This is a genomic window from Gallintestinimicrobium sp., assembly GCF_046968865.1.
In the GTDB taxonomy this organism is placed as follows: Bacteria; Bacillota; Clostridia; order Lachnospirales; family Lachnospiraceae; genus Gallintestinimicrobium; species Gallintestinimicrobium propionicum.
In genome coordinates this window covers 43,134-62,395 of sequence record NZ_JBKVPW010000012.1, presented here as the reverse complement: position 1 = coordinate 62,395, position 19,262 = coordinate 43,134, and the positions used below count along the sequence as shown (strand labels likewise).

At 45.2% G+C, this 19,262-nt stretch carries 19 protein-coding genes; all 19 read left to right on the top strand.

Annotation, left to right across the window (positions count from 1 at the left end; all coding sequences use genetic code 11):
• Positions 1-24 precede the first annotated feature (24 nt).
• Positions 25-1,059, top strand: coding sequence for a helix-hairpin-helix domain-containing protein (locus ACLTOQ_RS11330; protein WP_412319459.1), 1,035 nt, complete (start codon positions 25-27; stop codon positions 1,057-1,059).
• Positions 1,060-1,125: 66 nt separating this feature from the next.
• Positions 1,126-1,815: a response regulator transcription factor gene (locus ACLTOQ_RS11325; protein ID WP_412319458.1), complete on the top strand. Its 690-nt coding sequence runs from the start codon at positions 1,126-1,128 to the stop codon at positions 1,813-1,815.
• Between the two features lie 162 nt (positions 1,816-1,977).
• On the top strand, positions 1,978-3,456 hold the full coding sequence (locus tag ACLTOQ_RS11320; RefSeq protein WP_412319457.1) for a sensor histidine kinase: 1,479 nt from the start codon (positions 1,978-1,980) through the stop codon (positions 3,454-3,456).
• Positions 3,457-3,479: 23 nt separating this feature from the next.
• The gene (locus ACLTOQ_RS11315) at positions 3,480-4,436 is read left to right on the top strand and encodes a GerMN domain-containing protein (RefSeq protein WP_412319456.1); all 957 of its coding nucleotides are present in this window, start codon (positions 3,480-3,482) and stop codon (positions 4,434-4,436) included.
• An 80-nt stretch (positions 4,437-4,516) separates the two neighbouring features.
• A complete protein-coding gene (locus tag ACLTOQ_RS11310; RefSeq protein ID WP_412319455.1) occupies positions 4,517-7,042 on the top strand; it encodes a ComEC/Rec2 family competence protein in 2,526 nt (841 codons plus the stop codon).
• A 653-nt stretch (positions 7,043-7,695) separates the two neighbouring features.
• The gene (locus ACLTOQ_RS11305; RefSeq protein ID WP_412319454.1) at positions 7,696-8,142 is read left to right on the top strand and encodes a helix-turn-helix domain-containing protein; all 447 of its coding nucleotides are present in this window, start codon (positions 7,696-7,698) and stop codon (positions 8,140-8,142) included.
• A gap of 1 nt (position 8,143) precedes the next feature.
• Complete coding sequence (locus ACLTOQ_RS11300; protein WP_412319453.1) at positions 8,144-8,896, top strand: CpsB/CapC family capsule biosynthesis tyrosine phosphatase; 753 nt, start codon at positions 8,144-8,146, stop codon at positions 8,894-8,896.
• Positions 8,897-8,913: 17 nt separating this feature from the next.
• Complete coding sequence (locus ACLTOQ_RS11295; RefSeq protein WP_412319452.1) at positions 8,914-9,666, top strand: YveK family protein; 753 nt, start codon at positions 8,914-8,916, stop codon at positions 9,664-9,666.
• A gap of 14 nt (positions 9,667-9,680) precedes the next feature.
• Complete coding sequence (locus ACLTOQ_RS11290; RefSeq protein WP_412319451.1) at positions 9,681-10,499, top strand: CpsD/CapB family tyrosine-protein kinase; 819 nt, start codon at positions 9,681-9,683, stop codon at positions 10,497-10,499.
• Entirely contained in the window at positions 10,496-10,822 is a 327-nt protein-coding gene (locus tag ACLTOQ_RS11285; protein WP_412319450.1) for a hypothetical protein, read from the top strand. Before ACLTOQ_RS11290 ends, ACLTOQ_RS11285 begins: the two co-directional genes overlap by 4 nt.
• Positions 10,823-11,139: 317 nt before the next feature.
• Positions 11,140-12,384 carry a nucleotide sugar dehydrogenase gene (locus ACLTOQ_RS11280; protein ID WP_412319448.1) on the top strand — a complete coding sequence of 415 codons (1,245 nt, stop codon included), beginning with the start codon at positions 11,140-11,142 and terminating at the stop codon, positions 12,382-12,384.
• 17 nt (positions 12,385-12,401) lie between these two features.
• Positions 12,402-12,875 carry a PssD/Cps14F family polysaccharide biosynthesis glycosyltransferase gene (pssD, locus tag ACLTOQ_RS11275; protein ID WP_412319447.1) on the top strand — a complete coding sequence of 158 codons (474 nt, stop codon included), beginning with the start codon at positions 12,402-12,404 and terminating at the stop codon, positions 12,873-12,875.
• Entirely contained in the window at positions 12,876-13,367 is a 492-nt protein-coding gene (gene pssE / locus ACLTOQ_RS11270; protein WP_412319446.1) for a PssE/Cps14G family polysaccharide biosynthesis glycosyltransferase, read from the top strand.
• Positions 13,368-13,446: 79 nt separating this feature from the next.
• Positions 13,447-14,448, top strand: coding sequence for a glycosyltransferase family 9 protein (locus ACLTOQ_RS11265; protein ID WP_412319445.1), 1,002 nt, complete (start codon positions 13,447-13,449; stop codon positions 14,446-14,448).
• A gap of 24 nt (positions 14,449-14,472) precedes the next feature.
• Positions 14,473-15,975 carry an NTP transferase domain-containing protein gene (locus tag ACLTOQ_RS11260; RefSeq protein ID WP_412319444.1) on the top strand — a complete coding sequence of 501 codons (1,503 nt, stop codon included), beginning with the start codon at positions 14,473-14,475 and terminating at the stop codon, positions 15,973-15,975.
• Positions 15,972-16,571, top strand: a complete 600-nt coding sequence (locus tag ACLTOQ_RS11255) for an SIS domain-containing protein (protein WP_412319443.1) — start codon at positions 15,972-15,974, stop codon at positions 16,569-16,571. Before ACLTOQ_RS11260 ends, ACLTOQ_RS11255 begins: the two co-directional genes overlap by 4 nt.
• A complete protein-coding gene (locus tag ACLTOQ_RS11250) occupies positions 16,568-16,942 on the top strand; it encodes a hypothetical protein (protein ID WP_412319442.1) in 375 nt (124 codons plus the stop codon). Before ACLTOQ_RS11255 ends, ACLTOQ_RS11250 begins: the two co-directional genes overlap by 4 nt.
• Positions 16,943-16,981: 39 nt before the next feature.
• A complete protein-coding gene (locus ACLTOQ_RS11245) occupies positions 16,982-18,085 on the top strand; it encodes a glycosyltransferase family 4 protein (RefSeq protein ID WP_412319441.1) in 1,104 nt (367 codons plus the stop codon).
• Complete coding sequence (locus ACLTOQ_RS11240; RefSeq protein WP_412319440.1) at positions 18,082-19,245, top strand: polysaccharide pyruvyl transferase family protein; 1,164 nt, start codon at positions 18,082-18,084, stop codon at positions 19,243-19,245. Before ACLTOQ_RS11245 ends, ACLTOQ_RS11240 begins: the two co-directional genes overlap by 4 nt.
• Positions 19,246-19,262 lie beyond the last annotated feature (17 nt).

Sequence of the window (19,262 nt, the reverse complement as noted above, 5' to 3'; positions counted from 1 at the left end):
TTCGAATATGGAAAAGGAGATGGTGTGAAAAATAAGCGTGATCGCTTATTTTTCACACAGCTCTTTGTGCCGCAGGCGTCACAAAGTAGCCAGGATCGCAGCGCAGAACTGGAAGTTCTGCTCGCGGTTCCTTCGGCGCAAAGCGCCTGCGGAATGGAGGATAAAATGCCGATATTTCAAACAGTTGCTGCGGCATGCCGCGCCGCAGGAGAAAAATTGAGATCCTGGAAACAGAAAAAAAGAACAGACCGGCTTTGGAGAGTGGTTTTATGGGGAATTCTGTGGGCAACGCTATGCCCGACGCTAGGGGCCTGTGGGGCACAGCGGGAAGAGCTCTTTTTGTCGGAAAAGGAAAGCATAGCCTATGGGGATGGAAACCGCAAAGTAGAATCAAAGGTCGAAGACACGGACCAAAACCGCGAGGCTGAACCAAATGCCGGGAATACAGACCAAAACCGCGAGGCTGAGTCAAATGCCGGGGACACGGATCAAAACCGCAAGGCTGAGCCAAGTGCCGGAAGCACAGATCGGACAGAGCTCTCCGATGCTTCCTTAGAGGAAGCAAAAACCCTTGTGGTGCATATCTGTGGAGCAGTATCCGCTCCGGGGGTATATGAGCTTCCGGCAGGCAGCAGAATTATAGACGCCGTGGAGGCAGGAGGCGGTTTTTTGCCGGAAGCGGATGAAGCATGCTGCAACCTGGCGGAAGAAATCGTGGACGGTTGTCAGATTTATATCATGACAAAATCGGAAAGCTGCGCTGACGGACAGACAGAAAAGAAAGCCGGGATCCAGACTTCGCCGGACAGCGATATGCAAACGACAGACAGAAATGTGCGAAGCAACAGCGCTCCGGCCTTGGAGAACGGTCTGGTCAACCTCAACACAGCGGACGTTGCTGCACTCATGACGCTGCCTGGAATCGGGGAAAGCCGGGCAAAGGCGATCATAAGCTATCGGGAGCAGCATGGAGCGTTTGCGCAGATTGAGGATATCATGAAAATCAGCGGAATCAAGCAGGCTGCATTTTCAAAAATCAAAGACAAAATTACAGTTTAATCATAGACAGAAAGAATCCGGACAAACAGCGAGAAACGGATTGTCCGGTCGGGAAAAGGGAGAAACATGGCAAAGAAAGTTTTGGTTGTGGACGATGAAAAGCTGATTGTAAAAGGAATCCGGTTCAGTCTGGAGCAGGACGGAATGGAAGTGACCTGCGCATATGACGGAGAAGAGGCACTGCTGTGTGCGAAAGAGCAGAAATTTGATATGATTCTGCTCGACATTATGCTGCCAAAACTGAGCGGAACCGAAGTATGCCAGCAGATTCGGGAGTTTTCGGATGTTCCGATCGTAATGCTCACAGCCAAAAACGACGACATGGACAAAATCATGGGACTGGAATACGGCGCAGACGACTATATCACAAAGCCCTTTAACATCCTCGAGGTAAAGGCGCGCATCAAGGCGATCATGCGCCGCACCTCCGCGAGAGGACAGATTGCAAAGCCGGAAAGCATTCTGGAAAGCGGAGATATGCGCGTGGACTGCGAAAGCCGTCGCGTCAGCATTTCCGGCAGAGAGGTCAATCTCACTGCAAAAGAATTCGACCTGCTGGAGCTTTTGATCCGTAATTCGAATAAAGTCTACAGCCGCGAAAAGCTTCTGAACCTCGTCTGGGGCGCAGACTATCCCGGGGATGTCCGCACCGTAGACGTCCACATCCGCCGTCTCCGCGAAAAAATTGAAACCAACCCCAGCGAACCCCGCTACGTCCACACCAAATGGGGAGTTGGGTACTTCTTCCGCGTATAAGCAGAACCGGACCAGACGATGAAAAGCGGCAAAATCTCTGCTTGCAGAAGATTTTGCCGGTTGTCAGCGGATGACCCGGTGAGCAACGCGAACCGGGCTTTTGCGTTAGCAAAAGGTCCGGTTTCCCGTCGGCAGCCCAATCCTTTTCCCCCGGAGGAACCCATGAACACAAGCAGCAAAACCCCCGGATTATTCCGGCGGCTCACTTATAAAATTCCGATCTTCCGCAGCCTGAAGGCCTACATTTTCCTCCTGATGCTGATCATCGGAATCGTGCCCAGCGACATCATGCGGCTGGGCATTCTGAATAATTACGAAGAACGTGCGGTGAATCTGCGCGGCTCGGACGTCGCGTCCCAGTACCGGATTATCGCAAACCACCTGGTCAATTACAACTACCTGCAAAATCCAACCTCCGATGTCGTCAATGCCGAGCTGGAGCAGATGTCCAACCTGTATGACGGCCGTGTGCTGATTATCAACAGTAATTTCCGCATTGTGAAAGACACCTACGCCATGAGCGAGGGGAAAACGATGATTTCCGAGGAGGTGATCAAGTGCTTCCGCGGGGAAAGTACGACCCGCTACGACAAGACGAACGGCTATATCGAGATGACGGTTCCGATTACGGAGACGGTAGACGGGGAAAAAGGGCAGACGAGCATCGTACGCGGCGTGATTCTGGCCAGTGCATCGACAGACAGCATTGCGACGACGCTGGACATCCTGAGCCGGAAAGCCCTGATTCTGGAAATCGTGATGGGAATTATCATTATTGGCATCGTCTTTTTCTTCTCGCACATCCTGATTATGCCCTTTAAGCGCGTAACCCAGGCGATCAGTGAGGTCAAGGACGGTTTCACGGACGAGCCGATTTCCGTACCGGATTATCTGGAAACCGAGCATATCGTGGATGCCTTCAACCAGCTGCTGGGCAGAATGAAGGTCATCAACGATTCCAGGCAGGAATTCGTATCGAATGTCTCTCACGAGCTGAAAACGCCCATGACCTCGATCAAGGTGCTGGCGGATTCCCTGAATCAGCAGCCGGACGTGCCGGTGGAGCTGTATCAGGAGTTTATGCAGGACATTACGGAGGAAATCGAGCGGGAAAATAAAATCATCAACGACCTGCTTTCCCTTGTAAAAATGGACAAAACCGAAGGCTCAATGGACATTTCCGCAGTGGATATCAACGAGCTGTTGGAAACGACGCTAAAGCGCCTGCGTCCCATCGCCCGCAAACGGGACATCGAGGTGGTTCTGGAAAGCCTGCGCCCGGTTACGGCAGAGGTGGACGAGGTCAAAATATCTCAGATTTTCACGAACCTTGTGGAAAATGCGATTAAATACAATAAAGAACACGGCTGGGTCAAGGTGCTTCTGGATGCGGATCATCAATTTTTTACAGTAGAGGTTTCCGACTCTGGCATCGGTATCCCGGAGCAGGATTACGAGCATATTTATGAACGTTTTTACAGAGTAGATAAATCGCATTCCCGTGAAATCGGAGGCACCGGCCTTGGACTTGCCATCACCAGAAATGCGATTCTGCTGCACCGCGGTTCGATCAAAGTGAGCAGCGTGGAAGGACAGGGCACGACCTTTACGGTGAAAATCCCCTTGTCCTACATCAAGTGATTTCAGAAAATTTGGAGAAGATTATGTCAGAGATCAGAAAAATGCGGGCGGTTGCGCTGCTTTTGGGCTGTCTGCTGTTGACCGGAATATTTGCCGGGTGCGGGAAGAAAGAAGAGACGCCTGCAAATACGGTCAGCGTTTATTATATTAATAAAGAAGAAACGAAAATCACGGCAGTGGAAAAAGAACCGGAGGGCGACACCCTTTCCGAACAGGCGGAATGGGGTATTTCTCAACTGAAGGAAAATCCGGTAGAATTGTCTTTGCGCTCACCGATCAGCGGTTTTACGATCAATAGCTGGAATGTCAAAGACGATCAGCTGGTGCTGGACATGAGTGTGGAATATAAAAAGCTGTCTCCGTCCTCAGAAGTGCTGGTTCGGGCTGCAATTGTGCGCACGATGACGCAGCTGGAGGGAATTTCCTATGTCTCGGTGACGGTCGGTGGAGAAGCACTGACGGACAGCCTCGGCAATGTGGTCGGCCCTATGACGGCAGATTTGTTTATCGATAACGCCGGAAATGAAATCAATGCATACGAAAAAACGCGCCTGCTTCTTTACTTTACCAATGAAAGCGGCGAGCGCCTGATCGGCGTCCAGACAAAACCGGTTGTATACAGCAGCAACATTTCCATGGAAAAGCTGGTGGTAGAGCGGCTGATTGCCGGACCGGATGCAGAAAACGAAGAGCTTTATCCGGTCATCAACCCTGCGACAAAGGTGCTGGGCGTGACGGTAAAGGATGGAACATGTTATGTAAACCTGGATAACGGTTTCCTGACACAGACCTACAATGTTTCCGCAGAGGTTCAGATCTATTCCATTGTTAACTCTCTGGTAGAATTGTCGAACATCAACAAGGTGCAGATTGCGGTAAACGGAAATACGGATATGATTTTCCGGGAAAAAATTTCACTGTCTAACGTGTTTGACCGGAACCTTGATCTGGTTTACGAAACGGAGGAATTACAATCATAAAAAATTGCAGAAGACCGCTGTGCGCGGCAATCCTGATTTTCCTGACCCTCTATCTGGCAGCGCGTCTGCTGCCGGAGTGGGTGGGAACGGACGCTGGCACAGACACGTCAGAGAAAGCACCAATTGGCGGGTGCACCTCGCTTACACAGCTTGACACCTGGCTGGAAGCCATGGATGGCGAAACCCTGTGCCTGACGGGCAAAGTCACAGACTGCTGGCAGCCTGTAGATGGAACCCGGGAAAACGCCAGCTTTTATTTAAAAGACCTTTCTATCGAGGCAGATGCCTCATCTTTTGTTTTTTCAGGGGATTCGGCGGAAACGACCGATAACCTGTCACAGATATCCGGTTCGGCAGATGCGGACCAGATGTCAATTCTTATTTCTTCTCAGAAAACAATCTCACAAATCAATGAAATGCAGGAAATATTCGGGAAAAACGCGAGTACATTGTGCTATTTGCAGGAAGACGAAGCGCTTCCAAAGGCAGGCAGCTATGTTCGGGTTTTCGGCGAAGTGTCGCCATTTTTGCATGCAACGAATCCTGGAGAATTCGACACAGCAGCCTATTATCGGAGAAAAGACTGCCTGTTTGCGCTGAGAAAAACAAAAATTACCGCTCAGACAAAAAACTATGGACGGCTGGAAGAATTTCTTTCACAGCTGCGCTATGAATCGGAGGTATTGTTCCGGAAGCTGCTGGGGGAAAAGAACGGTGCGACCGCATCCGCCATGGTGCTCGGACGGAAAAAAGGAATGGACAGCGAAGTAAAAGCGCTATACCAGGGCGCAGGAATCAGCCATCTGCTGGCAATTTCCGGACTGCACCTGTCCCTGATCGGCGCAGGACTGTTCGGACTTTTGAAAAAAGTACGGCTTCCGGTTACTTTGAGCGCCGGAATTTCCACATGGATTCTGATTGTATACGCGCAGCTGACCGGAATGGGCATTTCTACCCGGCGCGCCCTTGTCATGTTTTTGCTGTTTTTGGCGGCGGGACTGCTAAAGCGCACGCCCGATCTGCCAACCTCCCTTGCGGTTGCGGCGTTGCTTCTGCTTGTGCCCAAGCCGCAGCGGATTCTGGATGCAGGCTTTCAGCTTTCGTTTTCGGCAGTGATCGGGATTGCGGTAATGATTCCGGTTTTGCAGGATGGTTGGGAGGACACAGCACCTTCGCTGCGAGTCACCGATGGAGTTGCCGGGTGGAATATTGCCCGGACTGCCATCGTCCGGGCCTGCCGCTTCCTCCGCAAAAATATCCTTGCCGGTCTGGGCATTACCATGACGATGCTGCCGTTTCTGCTGATTCATTTTTATGAATGGAGTCCGTGGTCGGTACTGCTGAATCTGGCAGTCATTCCGCTAATGGGAATCTTGCTGCCGTGCCTGATCGGACTGCAGCTGGTCGCCCGTCTGACTGCGTTTACCCACTGCCTGGAGCTTCCCCAGCACCTTCTTTGCACCGCCATCGAAGCGATTTTTTCCTGCTATGAGCAGCTGTGCCGGTTTACAACGGCGCTTCCGGGCAGTATCCTGCACACCGGATATCCGACCTGGCAGGCACTGGCCGTGTATACAATCGGACTGATTGCTTTGGCTGTGTCAGGCAAAAAACTCCGTCCGCACCTCCGGCTTGCAGCAGCTGTGTGTCTGATGGGGATTTTCCTGATCCGCCTGCCGGGTGAACTGAACGTCACGATGCTGGACGTCGGGCAGGGAGAGTGCATTGGAATCGAAACCCGGGAGCATCATGTATATCTGGTGGATGCCGGAAGTACGTCGAAGAAAAAGACCGGACAGTACCAGATTATTCCATGGCTGAAATATATCGGGACGCGGAGCGTGGAAGGAATTTTCATCACGCATTGGGACGAAGACCACATCAGCGCGGTAGGGGAGCTGTTGGAGTGGTCGAAAAGCAGCCGGGTCAAAATCCGGCGCATTTTTCTGCCGGATGTGGCGTTGAAGGATGAAGTGCTGGAAACGCTGCTGCAGCAGATCGAAGAGGCGAACGTCTCCGTGGAATACCTTTCTGCGGGAGAGCACATGACCGATGGCGCGCTGCAGATCTCCTGCCTGCACCCCTATGCGAAAAAAGTGCCGGAGGATCGCAACGATGCGTCGCTGGTGCTGCGCCTGTCACAGGGCGATTTTCAGATGCTGTTGACCGGAGATCTGGAAAAGAGCGGCGAAGACTGGCTGGTGGAGCAGGCGCGACCCGCCATGGAGCAGCCCCAGCCCGCTGGGCAGGAGCAGGCACTCCTGTGTGCATCGTCAACCCAGCCCGCTGGGCAGGAGCAGGCACTCCCGTGTGCACCGTCAACCCAGCCCGCTGCGCAAAATCCCCTCCGCTGTACCATCCTCGACGCCGGGCACCACGGCGCGTCCAACGCGACGGGAGAAGCACTGCTGGATTTGGCACAGCCGGAGCTGGTCCTGATTTCCTGCGGCAAAAACAACCGGTACGGGCATCCGGCGCCGGAAACGCTGAAACGCCTGGAAGAGCGGGGAATCCGCTGGTATTCCACGGCGGAGGTCGGCGCAATACAGGTGCATGTTGGAAAGAAAAAAGTGAAAATAGAAACTAGTACATCGTTTTCGAAATAACTATACCACTCACCTGCCTGTGAATCCGATTGCACAGGTATAAAAGCCTCAGCGTAGCCCGCTACGCCTGCGTTTTTATACCTGCACACTCGAATCCACATCCTACGCGATTGGTATAGTTATTTACGAAACGCTGTACTAGTCGGATTGGACAAAAACAAGTCATGCAGGACTAAAAAATACGAAAAAGCGTCTGTACAATAAAATGAAAAAAACTGCAGAAAGAGCAAAACCAACTATAAAACAAACAAAAATACACATTTTAACGAACATTAAAAATAGAGAACAAGAATATACGATATAACAATGTAAAAATGATTAAATTTTGATCGGGGGGGGGGGGGGTAAAAGCCGGAAAATAGTGGGGAAAACAGAGTATATTCAGGCGAACAGGATTCCAGGAAAAACATGCCAATTGAAAAGGAAAGAATCCGAAATACGAGATACAAGAGGAGGTTTTCTATCAATTTTTAACACTTTTCATAGAAATTTAATCAAAATGACATAAATATTGGCTACGTTGTCTGCTTGCAAAGAAGACGTTAGATGGTATGATAAAGTGACTGGAAAGAAGTTTGTAATTTCGACAAAAAACATAATTGTTAGAGTAGAAATACGTTAGGATGAACAGAAAGAAACAAGTGGGGGACAAGATGAAGAGAAAGCAGGAGAAGCCGGCATATGACCGGATCGCTGCAGGAGAGCGGCTGCGCTGTCGGAGGCTTGAGCTCGGCTGGAGCAGAGAGCTGGTGGCAGAACGGCTCGGTGTCGTCAATAAATATTATGCGGATATCGAGCGGGGAACCTGCGGCATGAGTGTGGAAACACTGATTAACCTGTCCCGCTTGTATGGAGTGAGTCTGGATACGCTGATTTATGGCGAGAAAGAGAAAAAATCCGCAGTCAGTCAGGAAGAACAGCTGATGCGCGGACTCAACGGGATGCCTCAGAGTATACAGGATTACTGCCTGCGGATGCTGTGGCTGTTTGCCGACGGACTTCGGGCAGCACAGGCGGAAGCTGCATCAGAATGCGAGACAGTACCGGAGACCGTAAAAAGCAGTTCGGACAGCAAAAAAAACTCCGGAAGTGAGGCTTGAGATGCCGGAGAAGAAAAATCAGTACATAGATATTCACTGTCATATTTTGCCGGAGGTGGATGACGGCGCGAGAAATCTGGAAGAGAGCCTGACGATGCTGCGCCAGGAAGTAAAACAGGGCGTTGCAGCAGTTATCCTGACTCCGCATCAGAAACCGAACAGACGCAGCATTACCGCTGCTTCCGCATTGGAACGGACACAGAAGCTGCAGCAGGCTGCGAAGGAAAACGGAATCGACATCAGACTTTACAGCGGCGGTGAGATTTTTTGCTGCACGGATACCATCGAGCTGTTAAAACAGGGCAAGGCGGGAACTCTTGCCGGATCAGATTATATTCTGACAGAATTTTCACCGGACGAAGAATGGGCGTACATCCGGAACTGCCTGTATGACCTGCTCTGCGAGGGCTACCGCCCGATTGTTGCGCACATCGAGCGTTATCGGAACGTGGTAAAGGATTTCAACCGGGTCGAAGAATTAAAGGACATGGGCTGCCGGATCCAGATCAACGCAGGAGAGCTGCCGGGACTGCTGGGCGGACAGCTAAAACGCACAGCACGCAGTCTGATAAAAGAAGAGCTTGCAGATCTCATCGGAACGGACGCCCACAGAGCAGAGGGAGACCGGTCTGTATCGATGGCGGAAGGAGCCTCATGGCTGCAAAGACACTGCAGCCCGGAATATGCGGCACGTCTGCTCTACAAAAACGCAGCACACATTCTGGACAATACAGATATGGAAGACATCGAATAGAAAAAGGGGAACGAGACATGGAAAATCAAAACCAGAGAAGCAACGAGGAAACCGAAATCGATCTGGTAGAACTTTTTTGGGTACTCTGGAGAAAGCTTCCGCTGATGATTGCGGTGGGACTGTTTACAGCACTTCTGGCCTTTGGGGGAAGCAAATTCCTGATGACGCCGACGTATCAGTCCGTAACCAAGATCTATATCCTGAACAAACAGGACAGCAGCAATGCAAATGTAACCTACAATGACCTGCAGGCAGGCACGCAGCTGGTTAAGGACTATTCGGAGCTAATCAAAAGCCGTTTCGTACTGGAAGCGGTCATCGAACAACTGGATCTGCCGTTGAGTTATGAACAGTTAAGCGGTAAGGTTACCGTAAGCACACCGACAGACACCCGAGTGATTTCCATTGCAGTGACGGACAGCAATCCGGTTGCGGCGATGAAAATTGCCAATGCAATCCGTGAAACGGCCTCGACCCATATCCGCAACGTTATGGATATCGAAGCGGTTAATATCGTAGAAACAGCAAACGTACCGACCCATAAGGCAAGCCCCTCCGTCGGGAAAAACACGATGCTGGGCGGGATGCTTGGTATTCTGATTGTAGCGGCCATCGTAATCCTTTCCCACCTGATGAACGATACGATTCAGACGGAAGAGGATGTGGAAAAATATCTCGGAATTTCCACCCTTGCGATGATTCCGCTGAATGAAGCTGACGGCAAGAAGAAAAAGAAAAAATATAAAAAACAGGCGACAAGCGGAAAGTGAGGTGACAGGGAAACATGCAGAACGTAGTAATTCGCTCCATCGAGCGTCTGGATTTCAGAACAAAAGAAGCCTATAAAACATTGCGTACCAATCTGAGCTTTGCAGGAAAAAATGTCAAAGTGATTTCCCTGACCAGCTGTACGCCAAACGAAGGAAAGACAAGCGTTTCCTTCCAGTTATGTCTGTCCCTTGCAGAAAGCGGCAAGAAGACGATCCTGGTTGACGCAGACCTGCGCAAATCCGTACTGCGGGGCCGTTATAAAGCAAACCGTGAAAAATACGGACTGTCCCATTATCTGAGCGGACAGATGGAGCTGGACGATGTATGCTGCAGAACCAACGTTAACAATTTCGATATTATTTTTGCAGGACCGATACCGCCCAACCCCAGTGAGCTTCTGGGAGGCGATGCCTTCAAAAATATGCTGGAAGTGCTGCGGATGAAATATGATTATGTCATCGTAGATACACCGCCCCTCGGCAGTGTAATCGATGGTGCGGTTGTAGGTGCGATCTGCGACGGAACGGTAATCGTTGTAGAAAGCGGAGCCATCAGTTACAAATTTGCCCAGAATGTAAAAGAACAGCTGGATAAGGTAGGCTGCCGGATTCTTGGATGTGTCCTGAACAAGGTCAACACCAAAAAGAATCCATATTATGGGAAATATTATGGCTATTACTATGGCAGCTATTACGGCTACGGAAATGACGGTGCAGACGAAGCACAGGACGATCTGCCGCTGGATACAGACCCCAAAACCAATGTGACAGCTTCTGAGACAGGAACTGCCGCACTACAGCAGAGCACAGAAGAAAAGGGGGATGCGAAGTGAGTACAAAAGGTCTGACCATCGGATTTTTTATTGCAGATGCAGCTTTGATTGCGCTTTGCGCATTCTTCTACTTACAAATGGATCGGACAGCGCCGGTTATCACACTGCCGGATACTGAGCAGACCTATACAACCGGCACAGATACCGATCAGCTGCTGGAAGGCGTAACCGCTTACGATTCCCATGACGGGGATGTGACGGATTCCTTACTGATTGAAAAGGTTACAGAAACCGGAAAGGGTGAAGTGATCGTAACCTATGCGGCTGTGGATTCTTCCAATAACGTGGCAGAACTGTCACGGATTTTGAAAGTAGAGAAATAAACAGGGTTAAGCCGCAGGACGGATCTGGTACCCGTACCGGACAGAAGCAGGGCTGTCGGTGGTGACGGCAGTTGTTTGTATCTACTTCTGGGCATGGCACACAACGGTGTGTAGAATGCTTTCGGATAAGGCCGGAAGCATCCTACACCGGTAAAAAAAGTTTGAGGAACAAGGATAAGAACATGCACTAGGGGGAACGGTATCGAAAAAACTTGCAGAGAAAAGACTGAACTTGACCGCAACATCGAATGCAAAGGCGCATACTCTGTTGCGGAATTTGTTTTTGTGGAAAGAAATTGGATGGAGGAGTCAGTATTATGAAAAAGAACTATAAAATTGCGATTGCTGGAACTGGTTATGTTGGTTTGTCAATTGCCACTTTACTTTCCCAACACCATCAGGTAACTGCTGTGGATATCATTCCGGAGAAGGTGGACATGATCAATAACCGAAAGTCTCCGATTCAGGATGAGTACATTGAAAAGTATCTGGCAGAAAAAGAACTGAATTTAACCGCAACTCTGGATGCAAAGGAAGCATACAGCGATGCAGATTTTGTAGTGATAGCGGCTCCTACAAATTACGACAGTAAGAAGAATTTCTTCGACACAAGTGCCGTGGAAGCTGTGATCAAGCTGGTCATCGAATATAATCCGGAAGCAATCATGGTCATTAAGAGTACCATTCCGGTTGGCTTTACCGCCAGCGTTCGTGAGAAGTATCACTGCGATAACATTATCTTCAGCCCGGAGTTTTTACGTGAGAGCAAGGCTCTGTACGATAATTTGTATCCGAGCCGTATCATTGTGGGCACGGATGTGGAGAATGCCCGTCTGGTAAAGGCAGCACACACCTTTGCAGAGCTTCTGCAGGAGGGTGCGATCAAGGAAAACATAGATACGCTTATTATGGGATTTACAGAGGCTGAGGCTGTTAAGCTGTTTGCCAATACTTATCTGGCTCTGCGCGTGAGCTACTTTAATGAACTGGATACTTATGCTGAAATGAAAGGACTGAACACACAGCAGATCATCAACGGTGTCTGCCTGGATCCCCGTATTGGCACTCATTATAATAATCCAAGCTTTGGCTATGGCGGATACTGCCTGCCCAAGGACACGAAACAGCTGCTGGCTAACTATGCTGATGTGCCGGAGAACTTGATTGAAGCAATCGTTGAATCTAACCGCACTCGTAAGGAATTTATTGCAGATCGTGTTTTGGAAATTGCCGGTGCCTATGGAGCAAATGACAGTTGGGATGAGAATAAAGAAAAAGATGTTGTGGTGGGTGTGTATCGTCTGACCATGAAGAGCAACAGTGATAACTTCCGCCAGAGCTCTATCCAGGGCGTTATGAAGCGTATCAAGGCCAAGGGCGCAACGGCCATTATCTATGAACCGACTTTGAAGAATGGAGAAAAGTTCTTCGGTAGCGTCGTGGTCAATGATTTGGACGAGTTTAAGGAAATGAGCAATGCCATCATTGCAAACCGTTATGATAAGTGTTTGGATGATGTGAAAGATAAGGTTTATACGAGAGATATTTTCCAGCGTGATTAAACGGGAAAGATAAAGAAATGGATGAAAAGAAAAACGTAAAAATATGCTTTGCAGCATCATCAGGCGGACATTATGAGCAACTCATGATGTTAAAACCACTGATGGAAAAATATGATAGCTTTGTTATTACTGAGAAGACAGATTATAGCGCAGAAGCAAAAGGTGAAATAACATATTATATGAAGCAGGTTAATCGCCGAGAAAAAGATTTTATCTGGCGGATGATTCAAAATGCTTGGAAGTCTATTGGCATTTATAGAAAAGAGAAACCCGATGTAGTCATCTGCACAGGAGTTCTTGCTATGATACCGATTTGTCTGATTTCTAAACTTATGGGTAAAAAGCTGATTTACATCGAGTCCTTTGCAAAGGTTAAGTCTCCGACAAAAACCGGAAAATTGCTCTATAAATTTGCAGATCAGTTTTATGTTCAGTGGAAGCCAATGCTGAAAGTTTATCCTAAAGCTATATATTTAGGAGGAATCTATTAAATGGGAAATAAGATTTTTATAACACTTGGATCACAGAAATTTCAATTTAATAGATTACTGAAGGCTGTGGATGAACTGTGTGAAAAAGGAGCAGTTGATGCAGAGGATGTGTTTGCGCAAATAGGCTACAGCGATTACCTTCCGAAGAACTTCAGCTATAAAAAGTTTTTGGATAGAGATGAGTTTAGTAAAGAAATGGGAAAGGCTGACATTGTCATAACACATGGAGGCACGGGAGCAATTATTGGAGCTGTAAAAAAAGGTAAAAAGGTAATTGCTGTTCCTCGGCGTGCAAAATATGGTGAGCATGTTGATGATCATCAGCTTCAGCTGGTTGGCCAGTTTAAGGAACTTCAGTTAATTTGTGAGTGTGATGATGCCGAGAAAATCGGTGATGCACTAGAAACAGTAAAAAAGACTACATATAGGGCATATGTGAGTAATACACAAAGAATTATAGATAGTATAGATAAATTTATAGAGAACAAGTGAGGGTAGATATGAATAAAATAATCCTCAAAAGATAATCAATAGAACACAAGATATAAAAAGTTACATTGGGTGAGGGCGGATGAAAAAAAATAGTACAATATATATTTATCTAAAACAATTTGTTAAGGGTAGCAAAGTACTTCTATGTATTTATGAATCTGTATTGAAAGCAATTGGCATGGTATGTGGTAGATCTATTGCAAAGAAGCAATTATGTAAAGATGATAATGTTCATTATTTTATTAAAAATAAACATCTTGGAGATGCAGTCCGAACTATACCAGCCATTAGTATATTCAAACACTATCAAAATGCTGAGGGGACGAAGGCTAAAATTGTTGTATTAACACGGAAAAACTTGGTTGGTCTTCTTAGGTGTTGTAAAGAGATTGATGAGATTCGTATGTTCTCAGAAAAGGAACTTGAACGACTCCAATGGTATGCGAGAAATAAGAATAATGCATATCATATTCATCCTGATGCATCTACAGTGGAGGAGGAACTGGCACTTTATGCGATTCCGGAATCTTTTTGTAAGGATAACCAAAAGATGCTAGAAATTCCTAATAGTTTATCTACAGAATCGATGGAATATGCTCAGAAATACATCGAAGACAATTCACTAGATATAAATAAAACGATTATTCTGGCACCTTTTGCAGGGAGTTCCTCATCTGTGGATATAAATCACCTTTCACAATTGGCAGATTATTATATTAAAAGAAAATATGCTGTACTAACAAACGCAGCTCCAGAGCAGGCGGTGGTTCCGCTTACGAATAGGATATTTTTACTTCCAGATCAGTTACTTGGACTTGTGGCACATGGAGCTATTGTTGTAGGAGTTCAGTCTGGCTTTATGGATATATGTGAATGGATGAATCTGTCGCACAAATTGATTAAAATTTTTGTGCTGAAAAACTCCTTGGACTATTCCTACTACAGTAAAAGAGTTGATAGTGAAAATGGTAGGATTCAGAAATTTGGAAATGGAATAGTTATTTCTGTGTCAAATAATGCAGAAGAAGATAGACTGAGTACTGATTTGATAGCGTTGGTTGACCAACTGGTTGCAGAATAAGGCTTTTATAAGAGAGGAGAAAAAATGCTCAACTATATTATTGTCCAGGCAGGTGGAAAAGGAACCCGCATGGAGTCGTTGACTAGGAATAAACCTAAAGCACTTGTCCCAATTGATAATCTTCCAATGATTATGCATTTGTTTAGAAAGTATCCGGAAAAGAAATTTATTGTGATTGGTGATTACAAATACGATGTTCTAGAGAAATATCTAAATGCTTTTGTAGATGTGGATTTTCAGATGGTATGTGCTTCTGGCAAAGCAGGAACTTGTGCGGGAATGAAGGAAGCGATTTCTTATGTTCCGTATAATGAAAAATTCATGCTTATCTGGTGTGATCTTGTTCTCCCGGAAGATTATCAGTTGCCAAATTCAGATAATAATATTATTGGCATCTCTAAAGACTTTCCCTGCAGGTGGAAGTATGAAAACGGAAGATTTGCGGAAGAAAGAAGCACAGAACATGGTGTGGCAGGACACTTTATTTTCAATGATAAATCGCTTATTTCTGACGTTCCAGATGAAGGTGAGTTTGTGAGATGGCTTCAGTCAAAAGGATATGTATTTGAGGAACAGCCGTTGTATCATACGCATGAATACGGCCTTTATAGCGAATGGGATAAGCTGCCAAAGTCAAGATGTCGACCATTCAATAAAATGGTAATAAAGGATGACAAAATCTATAAATATGGTATCGATGAGCAAGGAAAGAAGCTCGCTGCTCGAGAAGTGGCATGGTACAAGAAGCTAAAGGGAATTCACTTTGATAATATTCCAAAGATCTACGAATATGAGCCTGCAATTTGTATGGAGAAGATAGATGGAAAGAATATATACGAATATACATCTATTCCTTATGAAAAAAAACAAGGTATTTTAACCCAAATTGTTAGGTGTTTAAAGCAAGTTCACAACATGGGGACTGCTCCTGTCAATGTTGATAGTTATCGGGTGGCTTATCTTGACAAAACTTATGATAGACTTAAAAAGGTCAGGACACTTGTTCCTTTTGCAAATGACGAGTATGTGGTCATAAATGGAAGAAAGTGTAGGAATATTTTCTATCATCAGGAAGAAGTTGAAAGGGAAATCATGCGTTATCTCCCTAAAGAGTTTAAATTAATCCACGGTGACTGCACATTTTCTAATATTATGCTTAAAGATGACTGCATTCCAATGTTGATTGATCCTCGTGGTTATTTTGGTAACACTGAGATTTTTGGTGATGTTGCTTATGACTGGGTGAAGTTGTACTATTCTCTTGTTAGTAATTATGATCAGTTTAACCTGAAGAGATTTAACTTGTATATCAATGAACAAGATGTGAGACTGGAAATTGCATCTAATCAGTGGGAAGATATGGAGGATACTTTCTTTGAATTAGTGGGAGATGAGGTGTCTCCTAAGCAGATGAAGCTTCTACTGGCTATAGTTTGGTTGAGCCTGACTACCTATGCATGGGAAGATTATGATTCTATTTGCGGAGCATTTTATAATGGATTATATTATTTGGAGGAAGTATTATGAGCAAAGCATTTGAAAAGTATTTTCAGGATGACATTGAGCAGTTGACTCGGTCATTAAAGTCAATCGATGTGAAGAAAATGGATAAATTGATTGACGCTTGTGAAAAGACATTGAAGTCTGGTCATAAAATTATTCCTTCTGGATTAGGAAAGAATGTGCCGATTTGCGATAAGTTTGTCGGAACCATGTTGTCTATGGGACTTGATGCGAATTTCCTCCATACAAATACTGCGGTGCATGGAGATATGGGAATGGTGAAGCCCGGTGATCTAGTTATTATTTTGACCAAGAGCGGTGCAACTGCTGAATCAATTTATTTGGTGGATCTCCTCAAAAATAGAAAGGGTGTTCAGTTGTGGTTACTTAGTTTTAAGGAGCACAGTATTCTGGCTGACACAATGGAGAATACGCTAATTATTAATCTTGAGCATGAGGGCGATCTTTGGAACATTGTACCGAATCATTCTACTACATTGAATTTAATTGTTCTTCAAAAAGTCGCAATGGAGTTGTCTAAGAGAATGAAGCTTGACCTACAAAGGGATTTTAAACCTAATCACCCAGGCGGAGCAATTGGGGAGACTTTGAGAAAATGAAAAAAATTGTTTTATCCACTTTAGGACATACATGGATACTGGATTTGGACGGTACCATTGTGAAACACAATGGATATAAGACGGATGGCGTAGATTCTTTCCTTCCGGGAGCCAAGGAATTCTTGAATTCGATTCCTGAGGATGACATGATCATATTTTTGACTTCAAGAACGGAGGAATATCGAATTTTAACAGAGAGTTTTTTGAAGAAAAATAAAATGCGATATGATCACATCATTTATGGTGCTCCATATGGAGAGAGAATAATTGTTAATGACAACAAACCGAGTGGCTTAAAAATGAGTGTGGCTATTACAAAAGGTAGAGATTCCAATGTAGATATTAAACCGGTTTATGATGAAACGTTGTAAAAAAATGATGTACTATGAAAGCCGAGGTGTGGGTATCTCATGAGCGAAAATAAAAGTATTAGAGTAATTACAGTGGGAAATGCCCCGTCAGTAAAGGGCGGCATTTCAAGTGTAATTTCACAAATTATGTCGCACGACTGGAAAGAGCAGAATGTTCAGATGAAACTCATCTCGACATTTGAGGGTGGAAACGCACTAAAAAAAATAATAGTATTTATAAAAGGGTATATATTACTTAAAAAAGAATGTAAGAATACTACTGTTGATGTCGTGCATATTCATATGTCGCAAAATGGTAGTTTCACGAGGAAATACTACATTCATAAATTGTGCAAAAAATATGGAATCCCAGATATTATTCATTTGCACAGTTCCGGTTTCGTTGGATTTTATGAAAAATCTAACGAATCAAAAAAGAAGAAAATCAGGGAATTGCTAACAGATTGTGGCTGTGTTGTAGCACTTGGTAAAGAGTGGGAACAGCGAATTAAAAGAATTGCTCCTGCAGCGAGAGTTCTGGTGATGAATAATACAATTCATATCCCACATATGCTTGCAAATCAGGATGTTGAGTGTGTTGAGTTCTTGTATCTTGGCGTTTTGGTGAAGAGAAAGGGCGTTATTGATCTGTTAGAAGCAATAAATAAACTAAAACATGAAGGTTTATTGCAGCCAGGAAAAGTTACATTTAATATTGGCGGAACTGGTGAATGTGAAGGAGTACTCAGAGATTATGTAAGCAAGAATGAATTGAGACCTTTTGTGAATTTCCTTGGCTGGGTTATCGGTGAGGAGAAAACAAAACTTTTGCAGAGCAATCAGGTTTTAGTTCTTCCCTCTTACGATGAGGGCCTACCGATTGCTATTTTGGAGGCTATAAGTTATGGAATGCCGGTCATTGCAACGAATGTAGGCAGTGTTGCAGAAGCAGTTCACGATGGTGAAAATGGAATTATTTATGAAGCAGGAGACATCAATGCACTTGTGAATGCATTGGAGAAAATGATTATATCTAACGATCTTCGGAGGAATATGGCGATTGCATCCAGGTGTCTTGCTGAAAAGTGCTTTGATGATACAAAATACTTTAATTTGCTACGGAATATGTATGACCAACTAGTAAAGAAAGAGGTGTTGCCATGAAGAAGATAGGTGTATGTGCTTGCTATAATACAAAAAACTACGGTAGTATGCTTCAAACTTTGGCTACGGGTAAAATATTACAAAATCTGGGTTACGATTACGAATTTATCAGGTATTCAAGGAAGCCTACATTGGGTTTGATTCTTCGTTCTATTGATCGAATTCCGGAAAAGGTTCGTACTAAGATTCGCACAATAAATAAGAAGAAAAAACTTAGCAATTATCCAGAAGTTGCACAGGGAATTGAACATCGAAATAAGTGTTTTGATTCTTTTATGAATCAGACATTCACGTCTATGTCGCCTTGCTATGATACGATTACTGAACTCAGAAAAGCGGCATCAAATTATGCGGTAGTATTGGTCGGAAGTGATCAGCTGTGGCGCCCAGAGGGATATTCAACTGGGTTTTATAATCTTATGTTTGTGCCAGAAAACGTACCCAAAATTGCATACGCAACCAGTTTTGGGGTTAGCCAAATTCCGGAAAGTAAAAAGAAGATTGCAAAACAATTTTTAAGCAGAATAGATTACATTGGTGTGCGAGAACTTCGCGCATCAGAGATGATCAAAGAATTGATTGGTAGGGAAGTTCCTACTGTTGTTGATCCTACACTACTGTTTTCTGGTAAAGAGTGGAATGATATTATTATTCCTAAAAATATTATTAATGAAAAATATATTTTTTGCTATTTACTTGGATCTAATCCGCAGCATAGAGTGTGGGTCAATGAATTGAAGAAGCGTACGGGATGTAAGATTGTTACAATTCCGTTTTTGGATGAATTTGTTGAGGCAGATATTTCGTTCGGTGATTATCAAATTTTTAATGCTGGACCTGCTGAGTTTGTTAATTTGATTCGTAAGGCTGAGTTTGTATGCACGGATTCTTTTCATGGAAGTGTTTTTTCTATTCTGAACCATAAGAAGTTTGTGACGTTTAATCGCTTTTCGGATGAAAGCAAAAACTCCCGCAATTCCAGAATTGAGAGTATTTTAAAGCAGACAGGTCTTCAAAGTCGTAGGATGACGAAAGAAGATCAAAAGATTGACGAAGTGATTATGGAGAAAATTGATTACGAACAGGTCGAAGATAAGCTGGTAGTGATGCGAGAAACTTCTCTGAATTACCTTAAGAATGCGTTGCATAGTATCAGTTAAATATGATAGATGAGAGG